19 protein-coding genes, 5 tRNA genes and 1 pseudogene are annotated in these 18,390 nt (G+C 49.4%); 10 read left to right on the top strand and 15 right to left on the bottom strand.

From position 1 onward, the window contains the following. Positions 1-24 precede the first annotated feature (24 nt). The 3 genes and pseudogenes from AC1DWB_RS21160 to AC1DWB_RS21150 all read left to right on the top strand — a co-directional run. The gene (locus AC1DWB_RS21160) at positions 25-1,737 is read left to right on the top strand and encodes a bacteriocin maturation protein (protein WP_477543073.1); all 1,713 of its coding nucleotides are present in this window, start codon (positions 25-27) and stop codon (positions 1,735-1,737) included. Continuing rightward, a complete protein-coding gene (locus tag AC1DWB_RS21155) occupies positions 1,734-3,680 on the top strand; it encodes a TOMM precursor leader peptide-binding protein (RefSeq protein ID WP_477543072.1) in 1,947 nt (648 codons plus the stop codon). The genes AC1DWB_RS21160 and AC1DWB_RS21155 overlap by 4 nt, the downstream gene beginning before the upstream one ends. Positions 3,681-3,788: 108 nt before the next feature. Continuing rightward, positions 3,789-3,869, top strand: a pseudogene (locus AC1DWB_RS21150) (sporulation protein YjcZ); the annotation flags it as partial. A 180-nt stretch (positions 3,870-4,049) separates the two neighbouring features. Here AC1DWB_RS21150 and AC1DWB_RS21145 read toward each other — a convergent pair. Continuing rightward, on the bottom strand, positions 4,050-4,247 hold the full coding sequence (locus AC1DWB_RS21145) for a hypothetical protein (RefSeq protein WP_477543071.1): 198 nt from the start codon (positions 4,245-4,247) through the stop codon (positions 4,050-4,052). Positions 4,248-4,470: 223 nt separating this feature from the next. Between AC1DWB_RS21145 and AC1DWB_RS21140 the strand changes: the two genes are divergently transcribed. Together AC1DWB_RS21140 and AC1DWB_RS21135 are read left to right on the top strand one after the other, a co-directional pair. Then, a complete protein-coding gene (locus tag AC1DWB_RS21140; RefSeq protein WP_477543070.1) occupies positions 4,471-4,896 on the top strand; it encodes a hypothetical protein in 426 nt (141 codons plus the stop codon). Between the two features lie 43 nt (positions 4,897-4,939). Continuing rightward, positions 4,940-5,350 (top strand): hypothetical protein, encoded by a 411-nt coding sequence (locus AC1DWB_RS21135; protein WP_477543069.1) that lies wholly within the window; start codon positions 4,940-4,942, stop codon positions 5,348-5,350. A 124-nt stretch (positions 5,351-5,474) separates the two neighbouring features. Here AC1DWB_RS21135 and map read toward each other — a convergent pair whose 3' ends face one another. Then, complete coding sequence (gene map, locus AC1DWB_RS21130; RefSeq protein WP_477543068.1) at positions 5,475-6,221, bottom strand: type I methionyl aminopeptidase; 747 nt, start codon at positions 6,219-6,221, stop codon at positions 5,475-5,477. A 200-nt stretch (positions 6,222-6,421) separates the two neighbouring features. Here map and AC1DWB_RS21125 point away from each other — a divergent pair, with 200 nt between their 5' ends. Continuing rightward, the gene (locus AC1DWB_RS21125) at positions 6,422-6,838 is read left to right on the top strand and encodes a VOC family protein (protein ID WP_477543067.1); all 417 of its coding nucleotides are present in this window, start codon (positions 6,422-6,424) and stop codon (positions 6,836-6,838) included. Between the two features lie 131 nt (positions 6,839-6,969). Here the strand turns inward: AC1DWB_RS21125 and AC1DWB_RS21120 are convergent, their stop codons facing one another. Next, the gene (locus tag AC1DWB_RS21120; RefSeq protein WP_477543066.1) at positions 6,970-7,575 is read right to left on the bottom strand and encodes a C40 family peptidase; all 606 of its coding nucleotides are present in this window, start codon (positions 7,573-7,575) and stop codon (positions 6,970-6,972) included. Here AC1DWB_RS21120 and AC1DWB_RS21115 point away from each other — a divergent pair. Continuing rightward, positions 7,548-7,811: an SDR family oxidoreductase gene (locus AC1DWB_RS21115; RefSeq protein WP_477543065.1), complete on the top strand. Its 264-nt coding sequence runs from the start codon at positions 7,548-7,550 to the stop codon at positions 7,809-7,811. The genes AC1DWB_RS21120 and AC1DWB_RS21115 overlap by 28 nt on opposite strands. Before the next feature lie 139 nt (positions 7,812-7,950). Here AC1DWB_RS21115 and AC1DWB_RS21110 read toward each other — a convergent pair. From AC1DWB_RS21110 to AC1DWB_RS21100, 3 genes are all read right to left on the bottom strand, one after another. Further along, positions 7,951-8,032, bottom strand: a tRNA-Leu gene (locus AC1DWB_RS21110). A 41-nt stretch (positions 8,033-8,073) separates the two neighbouring features. Next, positions 8,074-8,149, bottom strand: a tRNA-Lys gene (locus AC1DWB_RS21105). Positions 8,150-8,257: 108 nt separating this feature from the next. Next, positions 8,258-8,332, bottom strand: a tRNA-Glu gene (locus AC1DWB_RS21100). A 167-nt stretch (positions 8,333-8,499) separates the two neighbouring features. On the opposite strand from AC1DWB_RS21100, the gene corA reads away from it, so the two are divergent. Further along, positions 8,500-9,429, top strand: a complete 930-nt coding sequence (corA, locus tag AC1DWB_RS21095; protein ID WP_477543064.1) for a magnesium/cobalt transporter CorA — start codon at positions 8,500-8,502, stop codon at positions 9,427-9,429. A gap of 152 nt (positions 9,430-9,581) precedes the next feature. Here corA and AC1DWB_RS21090 read toward each other — a convergent pair. The 3 genes from AC1DWB_RS21090 to AC1DWB_RS21080 all read right to left on the bottom strand — a co-directional run bounded on the left by AC1DWB_RS21090 (position 9,582) and on the right by AC1DWB_RS21080 (position 10,359). After that, positions 9,582-9,667, bottom strand: a tRNA-Ser gene (locus AC1DWB_RS21090). A 72-nt stretch (positions 9,668-9,739) separates the two neighbouring features. Continuing rightward, positions 9,740-9,815: transfer RNA gene (locus AC1DWB_RS21085), tRNA-Asn, on the bottom strand. Between the two features lie 85 nt (positions 9,816-9,900). Further along, positions 9,901-10,359 (bottom strand): SprT family protein, encoded by a 459-nt coding sequence (locus tag AC1DWB_RS21080; RefSeq protein ID WP_477543063.1) that lies wholly within the window; start codon positions 10,357-10,359, stop codon positions 9,901-9,903. A gap of 149 nt (positions 10,360-10,508) precedes the next feature. On the opposite strand from AC1DWB_RS21080, the gene AC1DWB_RS21075 reads away from it, so the two are divergent. Beyond that, positions 10,509-10,871, top strand: a complete 363-nt coding sequence (locus AC1DWB_RS21075) for a hydrolase/acyltransferase (protein WP_477543062.1) — start codon at positions 10,509-10,511, stop codon at positions 10,869-10,871. A gap of 113 nt (positions 10,872-10,984) precedes the next feature. Next, positions 10,985-11,131, top strand: coding sequence for a cortex morphogenetic protein CmpA (gene cmpA, locus AC1DWB_RS21070; protein WP_477543061.1), 147 nt, complete (start codon positions 10,985-10,987; stop codon positions 11,129-11,131). Between the two features lie 101 nt (positions 11,132-11,232). Here cmpA and AC1DWB_RS21065 read toward each other — a convergent pair whose 3' ends face one another. The 6 genes from AC1DWB_RS21065 to AC1DWB_RS21040 all read right to left on the bottom strand — a co-directional run bounded on the left by AC1DWB_RS21065 (position 11,233) and on the right by AC1DWB_RS21040 (position 18,272). Next, complete coding sequence (locus AC1DWB_RS21065) at positions 11,233-13,392, bottom strand: Tex family protein (RefSeq protein ID WP_477543094.1); 2,160 nt, start codon at positions 13,390-13,392, stop codon at positions 11,233-11,235. Between the two features lie 165 nt (positions 13,393-13,557). Further along, on the bottom strand, positions 13,558-13,908 hold the full coding sequence (locus AC1DWB_RS21060) for a type II toxin-antitoxin system PemK/MazF family toxin (protein WP_127579914.1): 351 nt from the start codon (positions 13,906-13,908) through the stop codon (positions 13,558-13,560). Between the two features lie 3 nt (positions 13,909-13,911). Then, the gene (locus tag AC1DWB_RS21055; RefSeq protein WP_127579915.1) at positions 13,912-14,193 is read right to left on the bottom strand and encodes a CopG family ribbon-helix-helix protein; all 282 of its coding nucleotides are present in this window, start codon (positions 14,191-14,193) and stop codon (positions 13,912-13,914) included. A gap of 306 nt (positions 14,194-14,499) precedes the next feature. Continuing rightward, positions 14,500-15,666 carry an alanine racemase gene (gene alr / locus AC1DWB_RS21050; protein ID WP_477543060.1) on the bottom strand — a complete coding sequence of 389 codons (1,167 nt, stop codon included), beginning with the start codon at positions 15,664-15,666 and terminating at the stop codon, positions 14,500-14,502. A 400-nt stretch (positions 15,667-16,066) separates the two neighbouring features. Further along, complete coding sequence (locus tag AC1DWB_RS21045) at positions 16,067-17,638, bottom strand: LolA family protein (protein WP_477543059.1); 1,572 nt, start codon at positions 17,636-17,638, stop codon at positions 16,067-16,069. Positions 17,639-17,819: 181 nt separating this feature from the next. Beyond that, the gene (locus AC1DWB_RS21040) at positions 17,820-18,272 is read right to left on the bottom strand and encodes a hypothetical protein (protein ID WP_477543058.1); all 453 of its coding nucleotides are present in this window, start codon (positions 18,270-18,272) and stop codon (positions 17,820-17,822) included. Positions 18,273-18,390 lie beyond the last annotated feature (118 nt).

Raw genomic sequence — 18,390 nt, 5'->3', positions numbered from 1 at the left:
CTGATGTTGAAAGTAGGTGTACACATGACTTTCTTGAGCGATCAGGTTCTCAAGACATTCGCATCCCAGATTGAATATTTACACAGCGCAGGCAGTGACTCTTATGATCGGTTTTACGCCTACCGGCAGACACCCGTGCTAGCCATTGGCTCAGGTCCCATTCTTCTCGCCCTTGTTGCGGCATTGTTCGAGTCCGGATTATCCCGATTCCACATATTGATCACTGACACAATACCGACTGAACGGCAACAATTGGCGAATTTGACAGAGCGCGCTCGCCGGGTGGACTCCGCTGCGGGTATCGAAGAGGTCACTTGCCGGAACACGGAAGGCCCTCGCTGGCGTGAAGCCATACGACCGTTCCATACGATTCTGTACGTCTCCCCAGCCGGCGAGATCGAGGAACTTCGAGCGCTTCATGCTGCATGCAGGCTGGAGAAGAAGATTCTCATCCCTGCCCTGTTCGTCAACCAGACCGGTCTAGCCGGTCCGTTGGTCCATCCCGATTCGGATGCAGACTGGGAGTCAGCCTGGCGCCGTATACACCGGACCGCGCTTGGTCAGGATTCACAGCTACCTCCCTTCTACTCCTCCACCGCAGGGGCACTGCTGGCCAATGTGGTCGTCTCTGAACATTTCAAGACGGTTACCGGAATGACCGGAACGGAATCGAATCAACAACAATATTGGCTTAACGCCCAGACATATGAAGGAGACTGGCATTCGTTCATTCCCCATCCCTTGGTGACCGGACAAGCGACAGCCGAGCGGATCACGGACATTCCGGCACGGCTTGAACACGATTCCGGCAACCTAACGGAACAATGGTTCGACTACTTCAAGCGTTTAACATCGGAACGATTGGGGATTTTCCATACTTGGGAAGAGGGCGACTTGAACCAGCTTCCCCTCTCGCAGTGCCGCGTACAGGTAGCCGACCTACTAACAGACGGACCGACCGGACTACTGCCGGACATCATCATAGCGGAGCTCACCCATGAGAAGGCCAGACGGGAAGCAGGCTTAGCTGGAATAGAAGCTCACGTAGCACGCATAGCCCACCAGCTCATCGTTTCCTCCGACTCATCTTCGGACCCAGAGGTTCGTGAACTAACTCAACAAGATCACTTCGGAATCGGGGCAGGACACTCCATGGCTGAGGGTATTTGCCGCGGCTTGCTTATGTATCTGAACAAAAAGCTCGGCAGGCAGCTGTTGACTCAAAAGCCATCTGTTCAACGGGCGCAATTGACAGTAGTGGAGGATGAATGCTGCCGCTTCTATGTGCATGCCCTGACCTTGCTGCAAGGAACACCCGAGATCGGGTTGGGCGAGGATGTAGCCGGCTTCCCCGTTATGTGGGTAGGCTCCGGCGGTCATTGGCACGGAAGTATCGGTTTGAATCGTGCGTCAGCCTTACGACGAGCACTGGTACAGGCTCTGCAACAAGCTCAGAACAAACAAACTTGCTCCTGTACGCATGAGGATGAGCAAGGGCATGGTCGTAGGCTTCAGTTACACGTCCCGTCTGTCCATCAGATTGAACAGACTCCCATCACACTTGAGATCCCCCACTTAGACGAAACCCCTCCCGTTGAAATCCTGAAGTCCATCCTACAGGTTCTGGAACAAAACCGGAAGCGTCTACTCGTCTACCAACTGATCCTGGAACCTTTTCTGAAAAATGAGCCGATCTTAGTGTTCGGCGTGCTGCTGCGAGAGGAGATGTCGCTATGAGCGTTGTAGTTGTCGGAGAAGGTTTTTTGGCTGAGCTCTTGTATGAAGAGCTGTCTGCTCACTACGAAACGGAACTCCGAAATGATCTCACAACAGATTTCCTGAAAGGAATAGAGCTTGTGTTAGTAGTATCCGATGATGGGCATCCCCCCACCTATCTCCAGGCTGAGGAGGTACTGCATGGGGCCGGCGTCCCTTGGTTAAGCGGCTTCGTCACATACGGCGAGGGAGTGGTCGGTCCATTCGTTCGGCCTGCTACTCCAGGATGCTCCAAGTGTGCCGATCAACGACGGCACATGGCCAGACGCAATTCCCCCGAGGAGCTCGAGGAAATCATGAATCGGCTGCTATCGCCAGATGAACCTACTTCCAGCAAGGGCAATGGACTGCCACGGACGGGCCTGATGCAGATGGTTCACCTGCTAACCGCAGAAGCGGACAGAGTGCTGCAAGATCTTCAGTCTCACTTAGAAGAGCATGTGTATTTGATCCATTTAGCTACACTGAAGACGTCTCTCCACTTTTTTTTACCTGATCCATTATGTCCCGTATGTAGCCTATTGCTCGACGATTCACCCGAAGCCGCCCGCCTATCGCTTAAGCCGAATCCCAAGCCCCATATTGATCATTACCGTGCTCGCCCACTTGATGAACTGGAAAGAGTTTTAACAAAGGACTATATGGATCCCCGCACCGGTCTGTTTAACGATAAATGGCATCATTTCGTATCGCCTTTTACAAATGTTAGTGTCAACCTGCCAACACTCGTGGGGAGTGAAATAACGGGAGGCCGTTCGCATTCCTTTGCAGAGAGCGAGTTGATCGCCATTCTGGAGGGGCTGGAACGATACTGCGGGATGAACCCCCTTGGCAAACGAACCGTGATTCACGACAGCTTCCGCAATGTGGCGGAACAAGCACTAGACCCTCTCAAGGTGGGAGTATACTCAGCCGAGCAGTATGCGTTGTCCGATTTTCCCTTCGAACCATTTGACCCCGATCACAAGATCGACTGGGTATGGGGGTATTCGTTAGGGGAGGAGCGCCCCATTCTTGTTCCGCAGCAGCTAGCCTACTATAGTTGGGGGCACGAAACCAGTTTTGTCAAAGAAACGTCCAATGGGTGTGCTTTAGGTGGAAGCATGGAAGAAGCTATCCTGTACGGTATTCTGGAGGTGGTTGAGCGCGACTCGTTCCTCATGACGTGGTATGCGAAGCTGCCGGTCCCGCAACTCGACCCTTTTACCGCTCAGGACCTGGAGCTCAAACTAATGCTCGAACGCTTGCAGACGGTCGCTGGATACGATGTGCTATTGTTCAATACGACTACAGAGAACGGAATTCCGAGCATCTGGGCGCTTGCCCTTAACAGGAAGCCCACCGGTCCGAATCTCGTCTGTGCGGCTGGAGCCCATCTTGATCCGGTACGGGCGGTTAAAAGCGCGATCCACGAGTTATCCAACACGATTCTGATGCTTCACGGAAAATATGAGGATGGCTATGAGGAATGCGAGGCTATGTACAAGGATCCGTACCTCGTCCAACAGCTCGAAGATCATTCTATGCTGTATGGGTTGCCACAAGCAGAGGAACGCCTGCAATTTTTGCTGGGTGGCGATCGCCCGATACGGTCGTTTAGCGAGGAATTCGAGCCTCCAAGCCGACATGCCGATCTGACAGATGATCTGAAGGATGTCCTTCGAACCTTTCGCCGACTGGGACACGATGTGATTGTAGTCGATCAGACATCACCGGAGACGCGACGAAACGGGCTGTATTGTGTAAAAGTGCTGATCCCTGGTATGCTGCCCATCACGTTCGGTCACCATCTTGTCCGATTGACAGGATTGGAGAGAGTATACCGAATACCGGTGGAACTCGGGTATGCGGATCAGCCGCTTACGGCCGAACAGTTGAACCCGTATCCACATCCTTTCCCATAGGCTGCTGCCGGGAACCAGTTGTCATTCGAGTATAGTTATCATACTTGTGCTTTTGACCCCCGCTATTCACCTATACAGAAAGGCTCCCTCCTTCATACATTACAATATTGCGGGGGATTCACTAGCATCGGAATCATTCTTGTGCTCTTCATACTTTTAGTCATAGTTCTGCGCGGTATATTTATCTAATACCGTACATTCAGTCGGCGATCATTCCGATGCCTACCGGAGAATGATCACCTACCTTTACCGAGCTCTGTCAATCCCTCTATTAAGAGGGAGCGATAGAGCTCGTTTTGGGTTGTGATAGGTCATTAATAACGCGCTACAGTCCGATACACGTACTCGACCAATACGTTCCCAAACGCACTACCCCCACAAACGAAATTTTATTAATGGGGGGTCTTTGAAACTAGAAGCTGATGCTTCTGCCTGAATAATATCTTTGCTTCTAAATTGGATCTCTGCTTCACCAAAACCTTTATTCAATTGTTCACTGAAGTTCTCCTCAGTACAGCCAGTTGAAATAACAGCCATTAAGAAAATTATTATAAATAGCTTTTTCATGTTTTCACCTATTCATTTAATCCAAATGACTACCACTCAATATTATCCGTAATTTCCCATAAGAGAATAGTCTAAAAGAACCGTCTACTCAGCAATTCTGCCCGTTAGAGCAAATATTTTACGACCAAAAAAGTCCCAGCAAATATGTTTACAAAAGAAAGCAAAGTTGAAGAAATTGCGGTTTGTCCGTATCTTACGAATTTACAATCAGAGGTGTTTAGCCATGGATTCAGAACATTACTTTTCAATATCAAGGATAAATCACCTAAGAAGAAAAGCTCAGAAAGCCTCCACATTAGTGGCAGCTGATTTTGAGTCACAGGGCTGGTGCGAATCGGATTTTGAAGCGAAGAAACTTTTGGATGTGTTTCAGCCATTTGCCAAACCTCAAATGAATGTTGATCCGTTCTCTCCACCTTTACCACAAGGGTGTCTGGAAAACCTGATGAGCGGAATAGGAGGGGATGAATCATCCTGGTCATATATGTGCGCTTCGTTGTTTTCGAGGCAAGCAGAAGAATTCGGTGCATTGTGGCATGGTGTCAGTTGGGGTACACATGAACTGTACTCGGCAGATTTAAAGACAAGCGATAAAGCCATATTTAACCCAAACAAGATCGGGGAAGATGGAATGGGATATATTTTTTAAAGTTCTTTTCTGATCAAAACAATTTGTAATAAGGGGGGCGCACATGAATCTAACCGAATTATTAAAGATGAGAAGGTTTGACACCACACAAAAGATAAAGCTGATTAAGCATCAAGATCCGAATTATGATACGAACTACTTATATAAACATGGAATGCTGGAATTTTATCAAAGCATTCAAAGCAATGATGTTTTTCGTGATTGTGATTACATATTGTCTTTTATTGGCGACGAGCGAACCAAAGCGACATTTATCGGGGCTTACAGAAAAATTGGCAGCGGTCGTTTCGATCGAAGTACAGTTGCCGTTCCTGCAGACTTCCCTTATATGGAGATTTTAGAACAACCTTTGATGCACTATAACTTTGAACGAATCCCCCTTCTTGATGATCTTGTTGATAGGCTTGTTATTGATTGGGGGACTTCACGGAACTCCAATATGCTTCTGTGTTAAGTAAATCTGTCCGTTAACGTAACAAGGCCGCCGATCATCGCGGCAGCCTTGTCCATGGTGTAATTATTGCGCTCTCGTTCCCGTCTAGCAACCAACACAAAAAAAACGGATTCATTCTGATGGACTATACTGCAGTCACGATAATTGGCTGATTCTTTGTAACTATAATGGTGTGCTCATGTTGTGCCACAAAGCTATTGTCGGGTACACATAAAGTCCATCCATCCGTTTGCTCTACGACATACCCTGCACCTGTAGATAAAAAGGGCTCGATTGTAATTACCAAGCCCTCTTTCAATACCCTTTTATCGTGCTTGTTATAAACGGGTAGAATCTCTTTTGGGGTCTCGTGCAGAGATTTTCCAATACCGTGGCTACACAGATTCTTAATTACATTATAACCGCCTTTTTTAGCCTCGATTTCAATAATCCTTCCGATTTCGTTCAATTTTACTCCATGCTTAAGTGAAGAGATTACTTTCATCATCGTATTGTGTGTATATTGACACAGACGCATTAATGATGGCATGTATGGAGGGATCGGAAAAGAATGTCCCGCATCCGCATAATAGCCTCCCAATTCTGCCGAAACATCGATGTTTATTAAATCGCCCGGTTGAATGATTCGATTTCCCGGTATTCCGTGGGCAACTTCATGGTTAATACTAATACATGTGTTGCCAGGGAAATTGTAAGTTGTCTTAGGTGCCGGCACAGCCCCATGCCTTTTCAAAAACTGCCCTCCAATATCATCCAGTTCCTTAGTTGTAATTCCTACACGTGCGTGACGTTTCATTTCACTAATCGTCAATGCAACGATTTTTCCAATTTCCTTCAGACCATCAATATCGTTTTGTGATCCTATTGTCATAAAAGCTCCTCCATTTTCCATATGGATTTATTATAACACAATATGGAATATTCCATTATTCTGCCCGTTCGTTGCGAGATTGATTTTTGGAATAAAATACAATATACCTTGACAGGTATATTCCAATACAGGTATATTAAAGCCATGAAGTTGAGACACGCGTGCTGAACTCAAAAAATCATGATGAGGTGACCCAAACGATGGCTTACAAAGCAAACTATACGTACGTAAACTTGCCGGTGAAAGATTTAAACCGGACGAAGAATTTTTTCAGCCGCATCGGTTTCGAGTTCAACACCCAGTTCTCGGACGATAATTCTGCTTGCCTGGTGATCAACGACAATACGTTCGTTCAATTGCTCGAGGAGTCGTATTTCCGGACGTTTATTAACAAGCCGGTGGCCGATGTCGCAAGCGCCGCTGGAGGGATTATCGCGCTCTCCGCCGACAGCAGGGAGCATGTGAACGAACTGGCGGACAAGGCGTTGTCCGCGGGAGGCAAGCAGTTCAAAGAGCCGGCGGACCATGGCTTCATGTACGTGAGAAGCTTCGAGGACCTGGACGGGCATCTGTGGGAAATTGCCTATATGGACATGAGCGCTTTGCCTCAGGAGTAAGATCGTACACGCTTATGTTAAAAGGCTAAGTGATTGTTTCACTTAGCCTTTTAACATCTTGTATCGCAGACTTGTTAGCGTTATCCGTCCCCACAGCGTTACGATTTCCGCCTTCCGATTGCCGGACCGATTTAGCCGGGGATTACTCTTCTGGCAAACAAATAATGCTCGTACCAATACTCCCCTTCCTTCTGGTCTTTATGGATATTGCTGATGATGACGCCGATTCCTTGCTCGTAAGTATGCAGTATTTTTCCGTCCCCCATATAAATTCCGACGTGTCGTACTTTATTTAGGCCGGTCTCGTTCGGGAAGTCTTCGTCAGAAAAAAACATGATATCCCCTTTACGTAAATTGATAAACGGTATTTCTTTTCCTTGAACAGCCTGCTCTCTCGAGTTATACCCCAGCTCGATCCCCTGCTTGCCGTACAAAAACTGTACATAGGAAGAACAATCGAACGTCTTGTCGTTAAATCGTTCCGCGCCGAAAACGTACGGCACTCCCAGATAACTAACCCCCTGGGTAATAATCGCGTCGGCTGTCTTTTCCCATTCGGGTGCATCCGCAGCTTCGTTTATTTTGAATGGTTTCCTATCTTGCACCGCGTAAGGCCCGATCCCGTCCTTTCCATTGTCTCGTGGCTCATTCTTGTACTGACAAGCTGATAAGACGCCAAAACCGCATGCGATAACGAGAAGCCAAACGGATGCACACTTGTACAATTTACCTTTCATTCCTGTCGCCTCCCGTCGCAATAATTGTTTATTTTGCGTCAGAATTTGCGAAATATTCATGCATGCTCACGACGGCTGCGACAGGGCGAAAACGCCGAATATGTCAAAACCTTCGGGTTGGAAACGCCAATGAAACGTGCGGGCAACCGTTCGAACTTGCGCCAACCTACATTTATTTGGCCTCAGATGATTCCTCTTTTGTTACTGGACAGCTGCTTCAAGTTAACGGAGGATAATGACGGAAACATAAAGGAGAACGGGTATTCTATCGTTCCCTTTTTATTTTGATATAAAAGTAATAACCATTCAAAAAAATGCTTAAGCATAACAAAGGGAACCCTTACAGAGTAAGGGTTCCAGAGTTTCAAACTATGATGCGGTCGGCGGGATTTGAACCCGCACACCCTATGGGCACTACCCCCTCAAGATAGCGTGTCTGCCGTTCCACCACGACCGCATATATGTTGCTTATCTCTCACCATTCTTGAGGAGAAATGGTGGTGAGCCATGTAGGACTCGAACCTACGACACCCTGATTAAAAGTCAGGTGCTCTACCAACTGAGCTAATGGCTCTCAACGTAGGGTTGTTCCGTAGGATTTACTCTTCATTTCATTCCGAGACTGCGAAGTCTTAGCATACGATGAAGGGTTCCATCGACCCTGAACCTACAAAAGTGGAAATGGTGACCCGTAGGGGATTCGAACCCCTGTAACCTCCGTGAAAGGGAGGTGTCTTAACCGCTTGACCAACGGGCCACATGTGTATGCCGTTTTTAGCGACATGTGTTATTATAGCGGAAATCCACACAGAAGACAAGTTCTATTTTGAGCCAGTCCTGAAGAAGTTCTCAAGTCGTTTTTCCAGAATCACTATGGTAAAATTTGCAGCATATGCGATTCGTTCGAAAGGAAGGCCCTGCCCTATGCTTCTGTATAGTAGAAAGACCGACACCACCTCCGAAGTCGACTCCAGATTACCTGGTGAGGATGAGGTTGCCTGGATTCACATGACCGGTCCGTCTCAGGACGACATCCGACATGTGTTAGTGGATCTGTTCCACTGTCACCCCTTACTTGTAGAGGATTGTATCAAAATGAATCAACGGCCAAAGATGGACCGTTATAAGAATAATATTTTCATCGCCTTTTATGCGTTGTTGCCCGATATGAAGGTGCAAGAAATCGCCATTGTCATCGGCCCCAACTATGTCCTGTCGATATCCAAACTCGGGCTACCCTATCTTGATGAGTTACATTCGGAGTGCCTGAAGGTGGACAATCGACTGGAGCACCCAGGACAAATATTGTACCATATCCTAGATCGCTGCGTGGATGAATATACCGAACGTGTGAACGTTGCCGACGATCGAATCGACAAAATGGAGCGTACCATCTTCCGCAATCCCCACGTGAAAATCGCCCATGAAATATTCAAAACCAAGCGAACTTTGCACTTATTACGGCGTATTTTCGTTGAGGAACGTACCGTTCTCGGCTCGATTAGTCACCAAACCTTCCCTTACACTCGTCAGGAAGCGGACGTTTACTTTGTTGATATTTATGATCACCTTTCACGTGTTATTGATACGTTGGATATTTTTAGAGAATCGTTGAACGGCCTGCTGGAGTTGCAGATGAATATGAAGTCCGACCGAATGAACGAGATTATGAAGACGTTGACGGTTGTCAGTACGATCTTCATGCCGCTCACATTCATTGTCGGGATCTACGGTATGAACTTCCGGATCATGCCCGAGTTGGACTGGCCGTACGGATATTTGTTCGTATGGGGTGTTATGGTTGCCGTCTCCATCGGCATGTGGATGTACTACAAGTCTAAGAAGTGGCTATAGGTCTTCGGGAAATACCGGGGCCACAGTCTTATCGTATGCCTACCTGGCCTGTCCCTGCATCATGATTAACCTGTTGGGGTCCACGGCTCCGCCACCTACGAACGTTTCCACGCGCAAAAAAAAGACCGTATTGTCTACGGTCCTTCTACTTACGGAGAGAAAGGGATTCGAACCCTTGCGGCTGTTACACCCTAACGCTTTAGCAAAGCGCCCCCTTCGGCCTCTTGGGTATCTCTCCTCGTTAACCCACAAAAGTGACGTATCCCTTCGAAGGATATTCCGATTACTTTTGCGGGGCCCATATACAAAGTGGCTCCCCGAACAGGACTCGAACCTGTGACAACTCGATTAACAGTCGAGTGCTCTACCAACTGAGCTATCAGGGAAAGTACATGATCAATTTATCAGAATCATCATGAATAGTCAAGCGGAACCAGCCCACGTGTCACCCGCCTACAAGACTGACCGATTTCACGTACCCAGCACAAGCAGCCTCAGCTTCCCCCGGCATCTGCCACAAGCATATTTACTCGGATCCATCTTACGTTTCCGCAAATAATGCATGCCGCATGCCCCACACTCCAGCTTGTACCGATAAGGTGTCGCCTTCCGAGGTGCCAACGCTTTACAGAACCGCGTCCCGCCCACTTCCTGCAACAACTGCTTGAAGTCCGGATCGCTATGCTTGTACCCTTTTCGCTGTAGATGCAGGTGGTAGTGGCACAGCTCWTGCTTAATGATTTTTTCCACTTCTGCCGGGCCAAACGTCTCATACTGCTGCCAACTGATGTCGATATTGTGAGACTTGGTGAAATACCGCCCCCCAGTAGACTTCAGCCTCCGGTTGAAATTTGCCTTATGTTGGAACGGCAGCCGGAAAGACTCCAGCGATATCCGTTCGATCCAAGCTTGAAGTTGCTGATCGTCCACTCCCGTTCCTCCTCCGTTCCATTGACTTTTTCAGGCCGCTTCACTTGAATTTGTACCCTACATTAGCTACACTGTCAAGTAGAATCAATCAAGCCGTATCTGCGTCATTCAAGACGCCGCTATCCAGGAGAGGAGCGTTTGCGACCAGCATGCCCAAGATGAAATATGCCTTACTACAACTGAACAATCAGGTGGATTTCGTAGAAATGCCCGCCTCCCACGTATACCAATTGACGGCCCTCAACCGCAGGCTTCACAAGGAACTGGACAAACTCACCGCAGGCAACGTCCCGCAGCTTGGCCACATATTGGCCGAATGCGAACAAGTGGAGGTCGTAGCCGGACAATGCCAGATCATCCATGGCCTGACCTATGTGAATGAACTGGAGCAGTCGTTCGCAGCGGTTCAGGAAAAGTCATACCCCTTGATCTCCTTGTTAACCGAAATCCGGGCTCTCCAGGCTCAACTGGAACAATGGTACGAGGATGAGGAAGAATCGGCAGTGGAGTAATGCGGACCTGCACCTAAGCCCTCTTGTTCCCATATGCTAGTAGGAGCTAACAAACGACTACGATGCGTAGGGCCGATACCTATGGAATGGCCTCAGGGAAAGGGGATGCGACAATGCCGCAATGGCTTTGCCATCAATTAGAACGGGCTTTTATGAAAAAAGATCTCCGGCAAATTCGACTCTTGAACGATTGCTGGTACTTTTACCGCACCAAAACCACCTCCGATTCGAAAGAATCCGTTCCTATATCGCGACCTTGACTCCATAAGTCAACAGCCCGTACAAGATGGCAGAGGCATCGATCCTCGTCCAACCTTGTCGGGCTGTTTTTTCGCTATCCAGTGACCTAGTTCACCTGCTGTTACTGCTGCTTGGGAGCTTTCATTGTCAGGCTCACACGGCCCTTTTTCTCATCCACGCCCATCACCCATACGGTAACCGTATCGCCAACGGACACGACATCCATCGGATGCTTGACGAACCGATCGCTCAGCTGCGAGATATGGACGAGTCCGTCATTCTTGATCCCAATGTCAACAAAGGCGCCAAAATCAATAACATTACGCACAGTTCCCTGCAACTGCATGCCCGGCGTCAAATCTTCCATCTGCAAGACGTCCGTCCGGAAAATAGGCAGGGGCAGTTCCTCCCGAGGGTCGCGCCCTGGGCGCTGGAGGCTTTCGAGAATGTCCCGCAACGTCGGCAAGCCTACATCCAACTGCTGGGCCAACTGCTCCGGAATGAACTGCTGCAGCTTATCCTTCAGCTCCTGAGTACCGATTGATTTCTTGGCCAACTTCTGCTCCTTGAACAGCTTGTCCACCACCTCATAGGACTCAGGGTGAATCGGTGTGTTGTCCAACGGATTATCCCCGTCGCTGATCCGCATAAAGCCGATGCACTGCTCATACGTCTTCGCGCCTAGCCGTGGCACCTTCTGCAGCTGTTTCCGGCTAGTGAACTTCCCATTCTCTTCTCGAAACTTCACAATGTTCTTGGCGATCGTCCCGTTCACCCCGGACACATACGACAGGAGCGACGGAGAGGCCGTATTCAGGTCGACTCCGACGTGGTTAACCGCTGACTCTACCACGACCTTCAAGCTCTCCTCGAGCCGCTTCTGGGCCACGTCGTGCTGGTACTGCCCGACGCCGATTGCTTTCGGCTCGATCTTGACGAGCTCGGCGAGCGGGTCCTGCATCCGCCGCGCAATCGAGATCGCGCTGCGTTCCGCCACGTCCAGCTCGGGGAACTCCTCCTGCGCCAGCTTGGAGGCCGAGTACACGCTCGCGCCCGCTTCGCTCACGATCATATACTGCAGCTGCTGCGTCCCTCGCAGCTGCTTGATCAGATCGGCGATGAATTGCTCCGTCTCCCGCGAAGCCGTCCCATTGCCGATCACAATCAATTCTACGCCGTACTTCACAATCATCGCCTTGATCTTGCTTTCCGCTTCGGCGACCTTGTTGTTCGGCGGCGTTGGGTACACAACGGCAATCTCCAGCGTCTTGCCTGTCTCATCGACCAAGGCCAGCTTGCAGCCGGTCCGGTAGGCTGGGTCAACGCCGAGCACAATCTTTCCTTTGATCGGCGGCTGCAGCAGCAAATTCCGCAGATTTTCCGCGAAAATCGTAATCGCCTGCTCCTCCGCCTTATCCGTCAACTCGTTGCGGATTTCGCGTTCGATGGATGGCGCGATCAAGCGCTTGTACGCATCTTCCACCGTTAGCCGCAGCGTCTCCTTCACAATCGATTCGCCACGTATCACTTGGCGCGCCATGTAGTCGTGAATCTTGTCCGCCGGCACATCCAAGGACACCTTCAGCAGTTCTTCCCGCTCACCCCGGTTAATCGCCAATGTGCGATGAGGAGGCAGCTTGCGTATCGGCTCCCGGTAGTCGTAGTACATCTCGTACACCGACTCCTGCTTCGCATCCTTCGCTTCCGTGACGATCCCCCCTTGCTCGCGGGTATAGCTGCGCGCCCAGGTGCGGATCTTGGCATCGTCGGCGATATTCTCGGCGATGATATCCATGGCGCCCTGGAGCGCCTCCTCAGCCGTTGTGACCTGCTTGTCCACATCTATGTATTTCGCAGCTTCCTGCATCACAGAGCCTTGCCGAGGCTGCGTCAGGATCCACAGAGCCAACGGCTCGAGTCCCCGCTCCTTCGCCACACTCGCACGTGTCTTCCGCTTTTGCCGGTACGGCCGGTATAAGTCCTCCACCTCTTGCAGCTTCGCCGACCGCTCGATCGATACCCGCAGCTCGTCCGTCAGCTTCCCCTGCTCGTCAATGAGACGTAGCACCTCCAGCTTACGGTCCTCCAGATTGCGCAAGTAATGCACCCTTTCTTCAATATCTCGAAGCTGCACTTCGTCCAGCTCCCCAGTCATCTCTTTGCGATAGCGGGCGATAAACGGGATCGTGTTGCCATCATCCAGCAACTCCACCGTCACCTTGACCTTCGACATCGGCAGTTGCAGCTCCGTCGTGATTTGCTTCAAGATGCGTTCTTGCATCTGCGCTTTTTGCTGAGGCGTCAGCTTGTGCTTGTCCGTTTGTACATCATCTACTGCATGCTCTTGTGCCACTAGAATCCCATCCTCTATATGCTAGAATAAGTGCAATCCTCATGGAAAACCAAAAAACGAGGGAGTCACAAACACCCTCGTCTTCAAGTCCACCTAAAACTCGATCAATCCCACACTGATCTGCAAAGAATCGTCCACCTTACGCATCGTTTCGTCGTCCAAATGCGTAATCTTATCCGTCAGCCGCTGCTTGTCGATCGTTCGGATCTGCTCCATCAGAATGACAGAATCCCGGTCAAACCCATGCGTCTCCGCATCGATCTCCACATGAGTCGGCAGCTTCGCCTTTTGAATCTGGGCCGTAATCGCTGCTACAATAACCGTCGGACTGAACCGATTACCTATATCGTTCTGAATGACTAGAACCGGCCTGACGCCGCCCTGCTCCGATCCAACGACCGGAGAGAGATCCGCAAAAAATACATCTCCACGTTTTACAATCAAGCTCTACACCCCGCTAACTAAGCGATCGAGGGTACTATCCGCGTCTTCCTCCGCCTGAAATGCCTCTGCTGCCATGTGAAGATTGATTTTCGCCATCTCCATGTACCCGCGCTGCATCATTTCGCGAAGATGCCGCTTCTTCCGTTCCAAGAGGTACAGCTTCATTGCTTGACGAATGAACTCGCTGCGGTTGGAGTTTTCCTTCTCCACAATCCCGTCCACCTCTTGCAACAAATGATCCGGCAAACTAATCATAATCCGTTTGGTGTTATGCACATTGGCCACCGATTTCGCACCCCCAAAACATTCCCAAACCCATATTACCATTATGTCGTTAACGAATCCATTTTATACAATTCAAATATATGCGGACGATGTAGCAATTATGCTATACCAACCCACAAGCGGGACTCCGGCTAATCCTAAATAAATTCGCTAAAAATGGCCGAACTCCTTCTTTTTCCCGGTGGTAAGTGTTTCCTAAGCTTTCACGACAGGACCAGACATCCTCAACCCTTGCGCGTCATGCTGCCTGCAAATGTATTACGCCGGCCTGCCTATAGTGCGATCCTTGCAGACTCCCCCCTCATCTCAGCGAATGAGCGGATTGGATACCTTGACACGTTGTCCATTCCTCACATACACCCGAGGCACCCGATGTGAAATCATACAAGTGATCTCATAGTTGATCGTCCCAAGGCGTTCCGCCAATTCTTCAGCAGAAATAGTCTCTGTGCCTTGTCGCCCCATCAATACGACCTCATCCTCCAAAGTCAGATCCGTTAGCCCTGTTACTTGAATCATGCACTGGTCCATGCAAATCCGTCCTATCACTGGCACCCGTTGCCCCTGCACAAGCGTCTCCACATGACCGGAAAGCATCCGGCTGTAGCCGTCCGCGTAACCCACAGGCAGCGTTGCAATCGTTTCCTCCCCTTGCGTCCGATAAGTAACCCCATAACTGATCCCCGTATTCGGGGGGACCCGCTTGATCATCACCGGCCGAGTAACCAAACTCATCACGGGCTGAAGCTCAATCCGCTCCCGCTGAACCTCTTCCGAAGGATACAAGCCGTACATGCTGATCCCCAGGCGGACCATATTATAGGAAAGCTCAGGTGAATCGATAGCCGCTGCACTATTCCCGGTATGCACGTAGGGGAACCGAATGTTTTTTTGCTCAAAATAGGAAATCACACTTTCAAATCGTCTGTGCTGCATGAGTGTATAGTCTTTCGTACGCTCATCCGCGCTGGCGAAATGCGTATATACACCTTCAACTACCACATTCGACAAACTCCTAGCTTCTTCAATAAAAGCAATCGCTTGCTCAGGGTCAGCCAAACCCAGACGTCCCATCCCCGTGTCCAGTTTGACATGGATCTTCAGTTGCTGGTGTGCATTAGCAGTTTTCGCGGCAGCATGCAACACCTCTTCGCTAAACACCGTCAACGTAATGTCGTGCTCCAGCGCAGCATGAATCGCTTCCGGAGGCGTATAGCCCAGCACCAGAATCGGAACCGTAATGCCAGCATGTCGCAATTCAATCGCTTCATCCAGAAAAGCAACACCAGCATAATCCGCTCCCGCTTCGAATGCTTCCTTAACGACCTCAACGGCCCCATGACCGTAAGCATCTGCTTTCACTACCGCCATCAAGCTCATTGTTTCGGGCAGCAGTTTGCGGAAGGAACTGACATTGTGATGCAATGCATCGAGAGACACCTCCACCCAAGTCGGGCGATAAAACGTGTCCATCTGATTCACCTTCTCTTCTTATAGACACATAAAACCATGTTAAACGCTACCCAATCCAGATGTCAAATGGGAATGGTTCCATCTTGTAAGCAAAAAGGAAATACCCGAGAGACTCGCCAACGGTGCATTATTGAGCTTCCACAGGCTCCGCCCTTATCGGAACAGATCATGAAAATCGATCATTAGCCTCAGTATTTTGACTACTTTTTCCCAAAAAATGACTATTATCTCGTTTCCTATTCCCAGCCCCAGCCTTACCATGATTGTGCATAGCCCCGACTCTAATGAAAGAGACCACTAAAATGCTAGGGGGGATACCCTTGCACGATAGTGGCCTTATTTGTTACTTTACCCGCACATTAGTCTGCACAGCTTATTCTGAACAATCGTTATAAATTCATTACTTCCCGACTTGCCCTTGTACCGATTGTGCGATTAGAATCATTTCCGTTTGTGGAAGATCACTTGTTGACAAGCGGTACTCCATCCCGTCATACGTCCAAGTCAATGTACGCAGCCCTTTTGTTTCGCCAGTTACAACACCCAACGTATATCCCAGGTCCAAGATGTCGCCCGGCAAGGAAGTGACCGTCACCGTCCGCGGCTGGGACTCCGTCAACGTGTAGTTGTACTTACCCGAGTAGCGGAACAAAATCGCCTGCTCTTCACCGACTTTGACTTGCTTCACATCTTGCTTGATCACATTCTTAGGCGTGTATTCCGGCTCCACAATGCCTAGCAGTTGCTGCATCGCTTCGTTGTTGCTGCTGGAAGTGGCTCCTGCTATCGCACCGGAAGCAGCTCCTGGAGTTGATGAAGTCGGTTGAGACTTACCGGTGCTAGCGCCAGTAATTGTTGCAGCTCCCGCGCTAGATGAAGGTTGAGTAGCCGTTCCGGACTTGCTGCCGCTTGTTGCAGACGAGGTTGCCCCAGTCTTGGCGTCTGTGGACGTTCCGGCCTTCGCATCAGTGCCGGCCTTTGCATCTGTCGACGTCTTCGCATCCGTCGAAACTGCTCCCGACTTCGCGGCATCAGTCGAATTACCTGCCTTCGATCCTGTGCTGGTACCTGTTCCAGTAGCGCCGGTACCAGTTCCTGTTGCTCCGGTGGTTGAGCCACTGACTGATCCTGTTACAGTACCCGCGGTTCCTGTAGTTGATCCAGTTGTACCTGTGCCAGTAGTTGCACCAGTTGCTGTTCCAGTAGCTGTACTCGTGCCCTGCGTACCACTCGTTCCTGTGGAAGCCTTACTCGTTCCAGCAGTTCCCGACTCAGGCGTCCCGGCCTTCGTATTCGTGCTAGTCCCTCCCGTTGCCGTAGTAGGCATCGTCTTCAGGTTCCAGCTCGTCATGTTACGCTGCATGTCAAACGAATCCTTTTCGAACTTCTTACCAAACTCGAATTGAGTAAAATCCACAACAACCATTACATTGTTCCGCTCATCCGACACTTCCACATGCTGAGGGGCGAGCGTCTTCTTGTTCAGCCAGATCTTCTGGCGTGCCAGAAGGCCGTTCTGGTAGTTTGCGGCTACGTCGAAGACATAAGCATCCTTCTCCGCGTTAAACTGCCGCTCCGTGTCCGTCACAATGCTCTGGACGAGCGATTGATATAGATAGACCTGTCCGGAATTTTCCGGCCAGTCGCTCTGGAACCGGAACATCTTATTCAGATGCGGGGTGAGCACGAACACCCCTTCATCGTTGCGCAGCACGATTTGAGTAACATCCTTAGACTCATTCGTCAGGGAGATCCGGTAGAAATGGGGAGCCTGGTACCAAACCTCCACATCATACTTCTGCGGCTGTTGCCCGGTTTGCAGAATCATCTGCCCCGTTCCCTGATAACTGTCCAGTTTGCTGACCACATGATCCAAATCGTTTACTACTTGCCCTGCATTCCTTGTTCCACAACCGGCTGCAACCAGTGCTATGCCCATCACGATGGCCAATATCCATGTGATCCGACGCATTGCATCATCCCCTCTTCACGTGTTAATGAACTACTTGTACATGTGTATGAGGGGGGTTGTTCGATTATGCAGACAAGAGTGACAAGTTGTTTAAAAGGAAGACCGAGTTCTATAAAAGGAAAGACCGCCGAGCCCCAAGCATGCTCCAGCGGTCTTCCATCCCTAAATATAATAGATAAGATCAACCAACATTGCTAACTGCTTCTTCCGCTTCAGTTACATCATCAGCATTCTCATCATCGGCTGTTTGGCGAAGGATCGGTTTCTTGAGATCCACAACCAACAACCCTTGAGTTTCATCCCATTCCGCTGCAAAACGGGTCGTATGCTCTAATTCAAGTTCTGGAATCTTCGACTCGATATAACTGATCAATTCTTTGCTGCTCACCCGCGTTTGGCCATTCTTCTGTTCCTTTTCCGCATACGGAAAACTCAGTTTTTCAAGCGCAGCGTCAATTTCATTCACCGGCTTTACAAAAAGGATACGTTTTTTCATATCAAGACCGATCTGCACCCGTTTGGGATTCCCAATCTCGTCAGAAGCTACTTTATTAAAAGTAACTCCATAATTGGCTATGGAAATATACGATACTCCTGCATTCGGGTTATACCATTGAATATTATATGTTGACATTATTCCACCTCCATTTATGGTAAATGTTTCTATTATGCAATTTAGTATATTTGATACGTAATGTATTGTCAAATGATATGTTATTAAGTTTTCTTTATTAACACTCAGACAATTTATT

It is taken from the genome of Paenibacillus sp. P4_E11, from assembly GCF_056401635.1.
The sequence above is the reverse complement of the archived record's forward strand: the minus strand, read 5'-3'. Positions and strand labels throughout refer to the sequence as shown.

Excerpts from the sequence above, each read along its gene's own strand:
- AC1DWB_RS21160 (WP_477543073.1), top strand. The coding sequence starts at position 25 with ATGACTTTCTTGAGCGATCAGGTTCTCAAGACATTCGCATCCCAGATT.
- AC1DWB_RS21155 (WP_477543072.1), top strand. The coding sequence starts at position 1,734 with ATGAGCGTTGTAGTTGTCGGAGAAGGTTTTTTGGCTGAGCTCTTGTAT.
- AC1DWB_RS21145 (WP_477543071.1), bottom strand. The coding sequence starts at position 4,247 with ATGAAAAAGCTATTTATAATAATTTTCTTAATGGCTGTTATTTCAACT.
- AC1DWB_RS21140 (WP_477543070.1), top strand. The coding sequence starts at position 4,471 with ATGGATTCAGAACATTACTTTTCAATATCAAGGATAAATCACCTAAGA.
- AC1DWB_RS21135 (WP_477543069.1), top strand. The coding sequence starts at position 4,940 with ATGAATCTAACCGAATTATTAAAGATGAGAAGGTTTGACACCACACAA.
- map (WP_477543068.1), bottom strand. The coding sequence starts at position 6,221 with ATGACAATAGGATCACAAAACGATATTGATGGTCTGAAGGAAATTGGA.
- AC1DWB_RS21125 (WP_477543067.1), top strand. The coding sequence starts at position 6,422 with ATGGCTTACAAAGCAAACTATACGTACGTAAACTTGCCGGTGAAAGAT.
- AC1DWB_RS21115 (WP_477543065.1), top strand. The coding sequence starts at position 7,548 with ATGCACACTTGTACAATTTACCTTTCATTCCTGTCGCCTCCCGTCGCA.
- AC1DWB_RS21120 (WP_477543066.1), bottom strand. The coding sequence starts at position 7,575 with ATGAAAGGTAAATTGTACAAGTGTGCATCCGTTTGGCTTCTCGTTATC.
- corA (WP_477543064.1), top strand. The coding sequence starts at position 8,500 with ATGCTTCTGTATAGTAGAAAGACCGACACCACCTCCGAAGTCGACTCC.
- AC1DWB_RS21075 (WP_477543062.1), top strand. The coding sequence starts at position 10,509 with ATGCCCAAGATGAAATATGCCTTACTACAACTGAACAATCAGGTGGAT.
- cmpA (WP_477543061.1), top strand. The coding sequence starts at position 10,985 with ATGCCGCAATGGCTTTGCCATCAATTAGAACGGGCTTTTATGAAAAAA.
- AC1DWB_RS21065 (WP_477543094.1), bottom strand. The coding sequence starts at position 13,392 with ATGCAAGAACGCATCTTGAAGCAAATCACGACGGAGCTGCAACTGCCG.
- alr (WP_477543060.1), bottom strand. The coding sequence starts at position 15,666 with ATGGACACGTTTTATCGCCCGACTTGGGTGGAGGTGTCTCTCGATGCA.
- AC1DWB_RS21045 (WP_477543059.1), bottom strand. The coding sequence starts at position 17,638 with ATGCGTCGGATCACATGGATATTGGCCATCGTGATGGGCATAGCACTG.
- AC1DWB_RS21040 (WP_477543058.1), bottom strand. The coding sequence starts at position 18,272 with ATGTCAACATATAATATTCAATGGTATAACCCGAATGCAGGAGTATCG.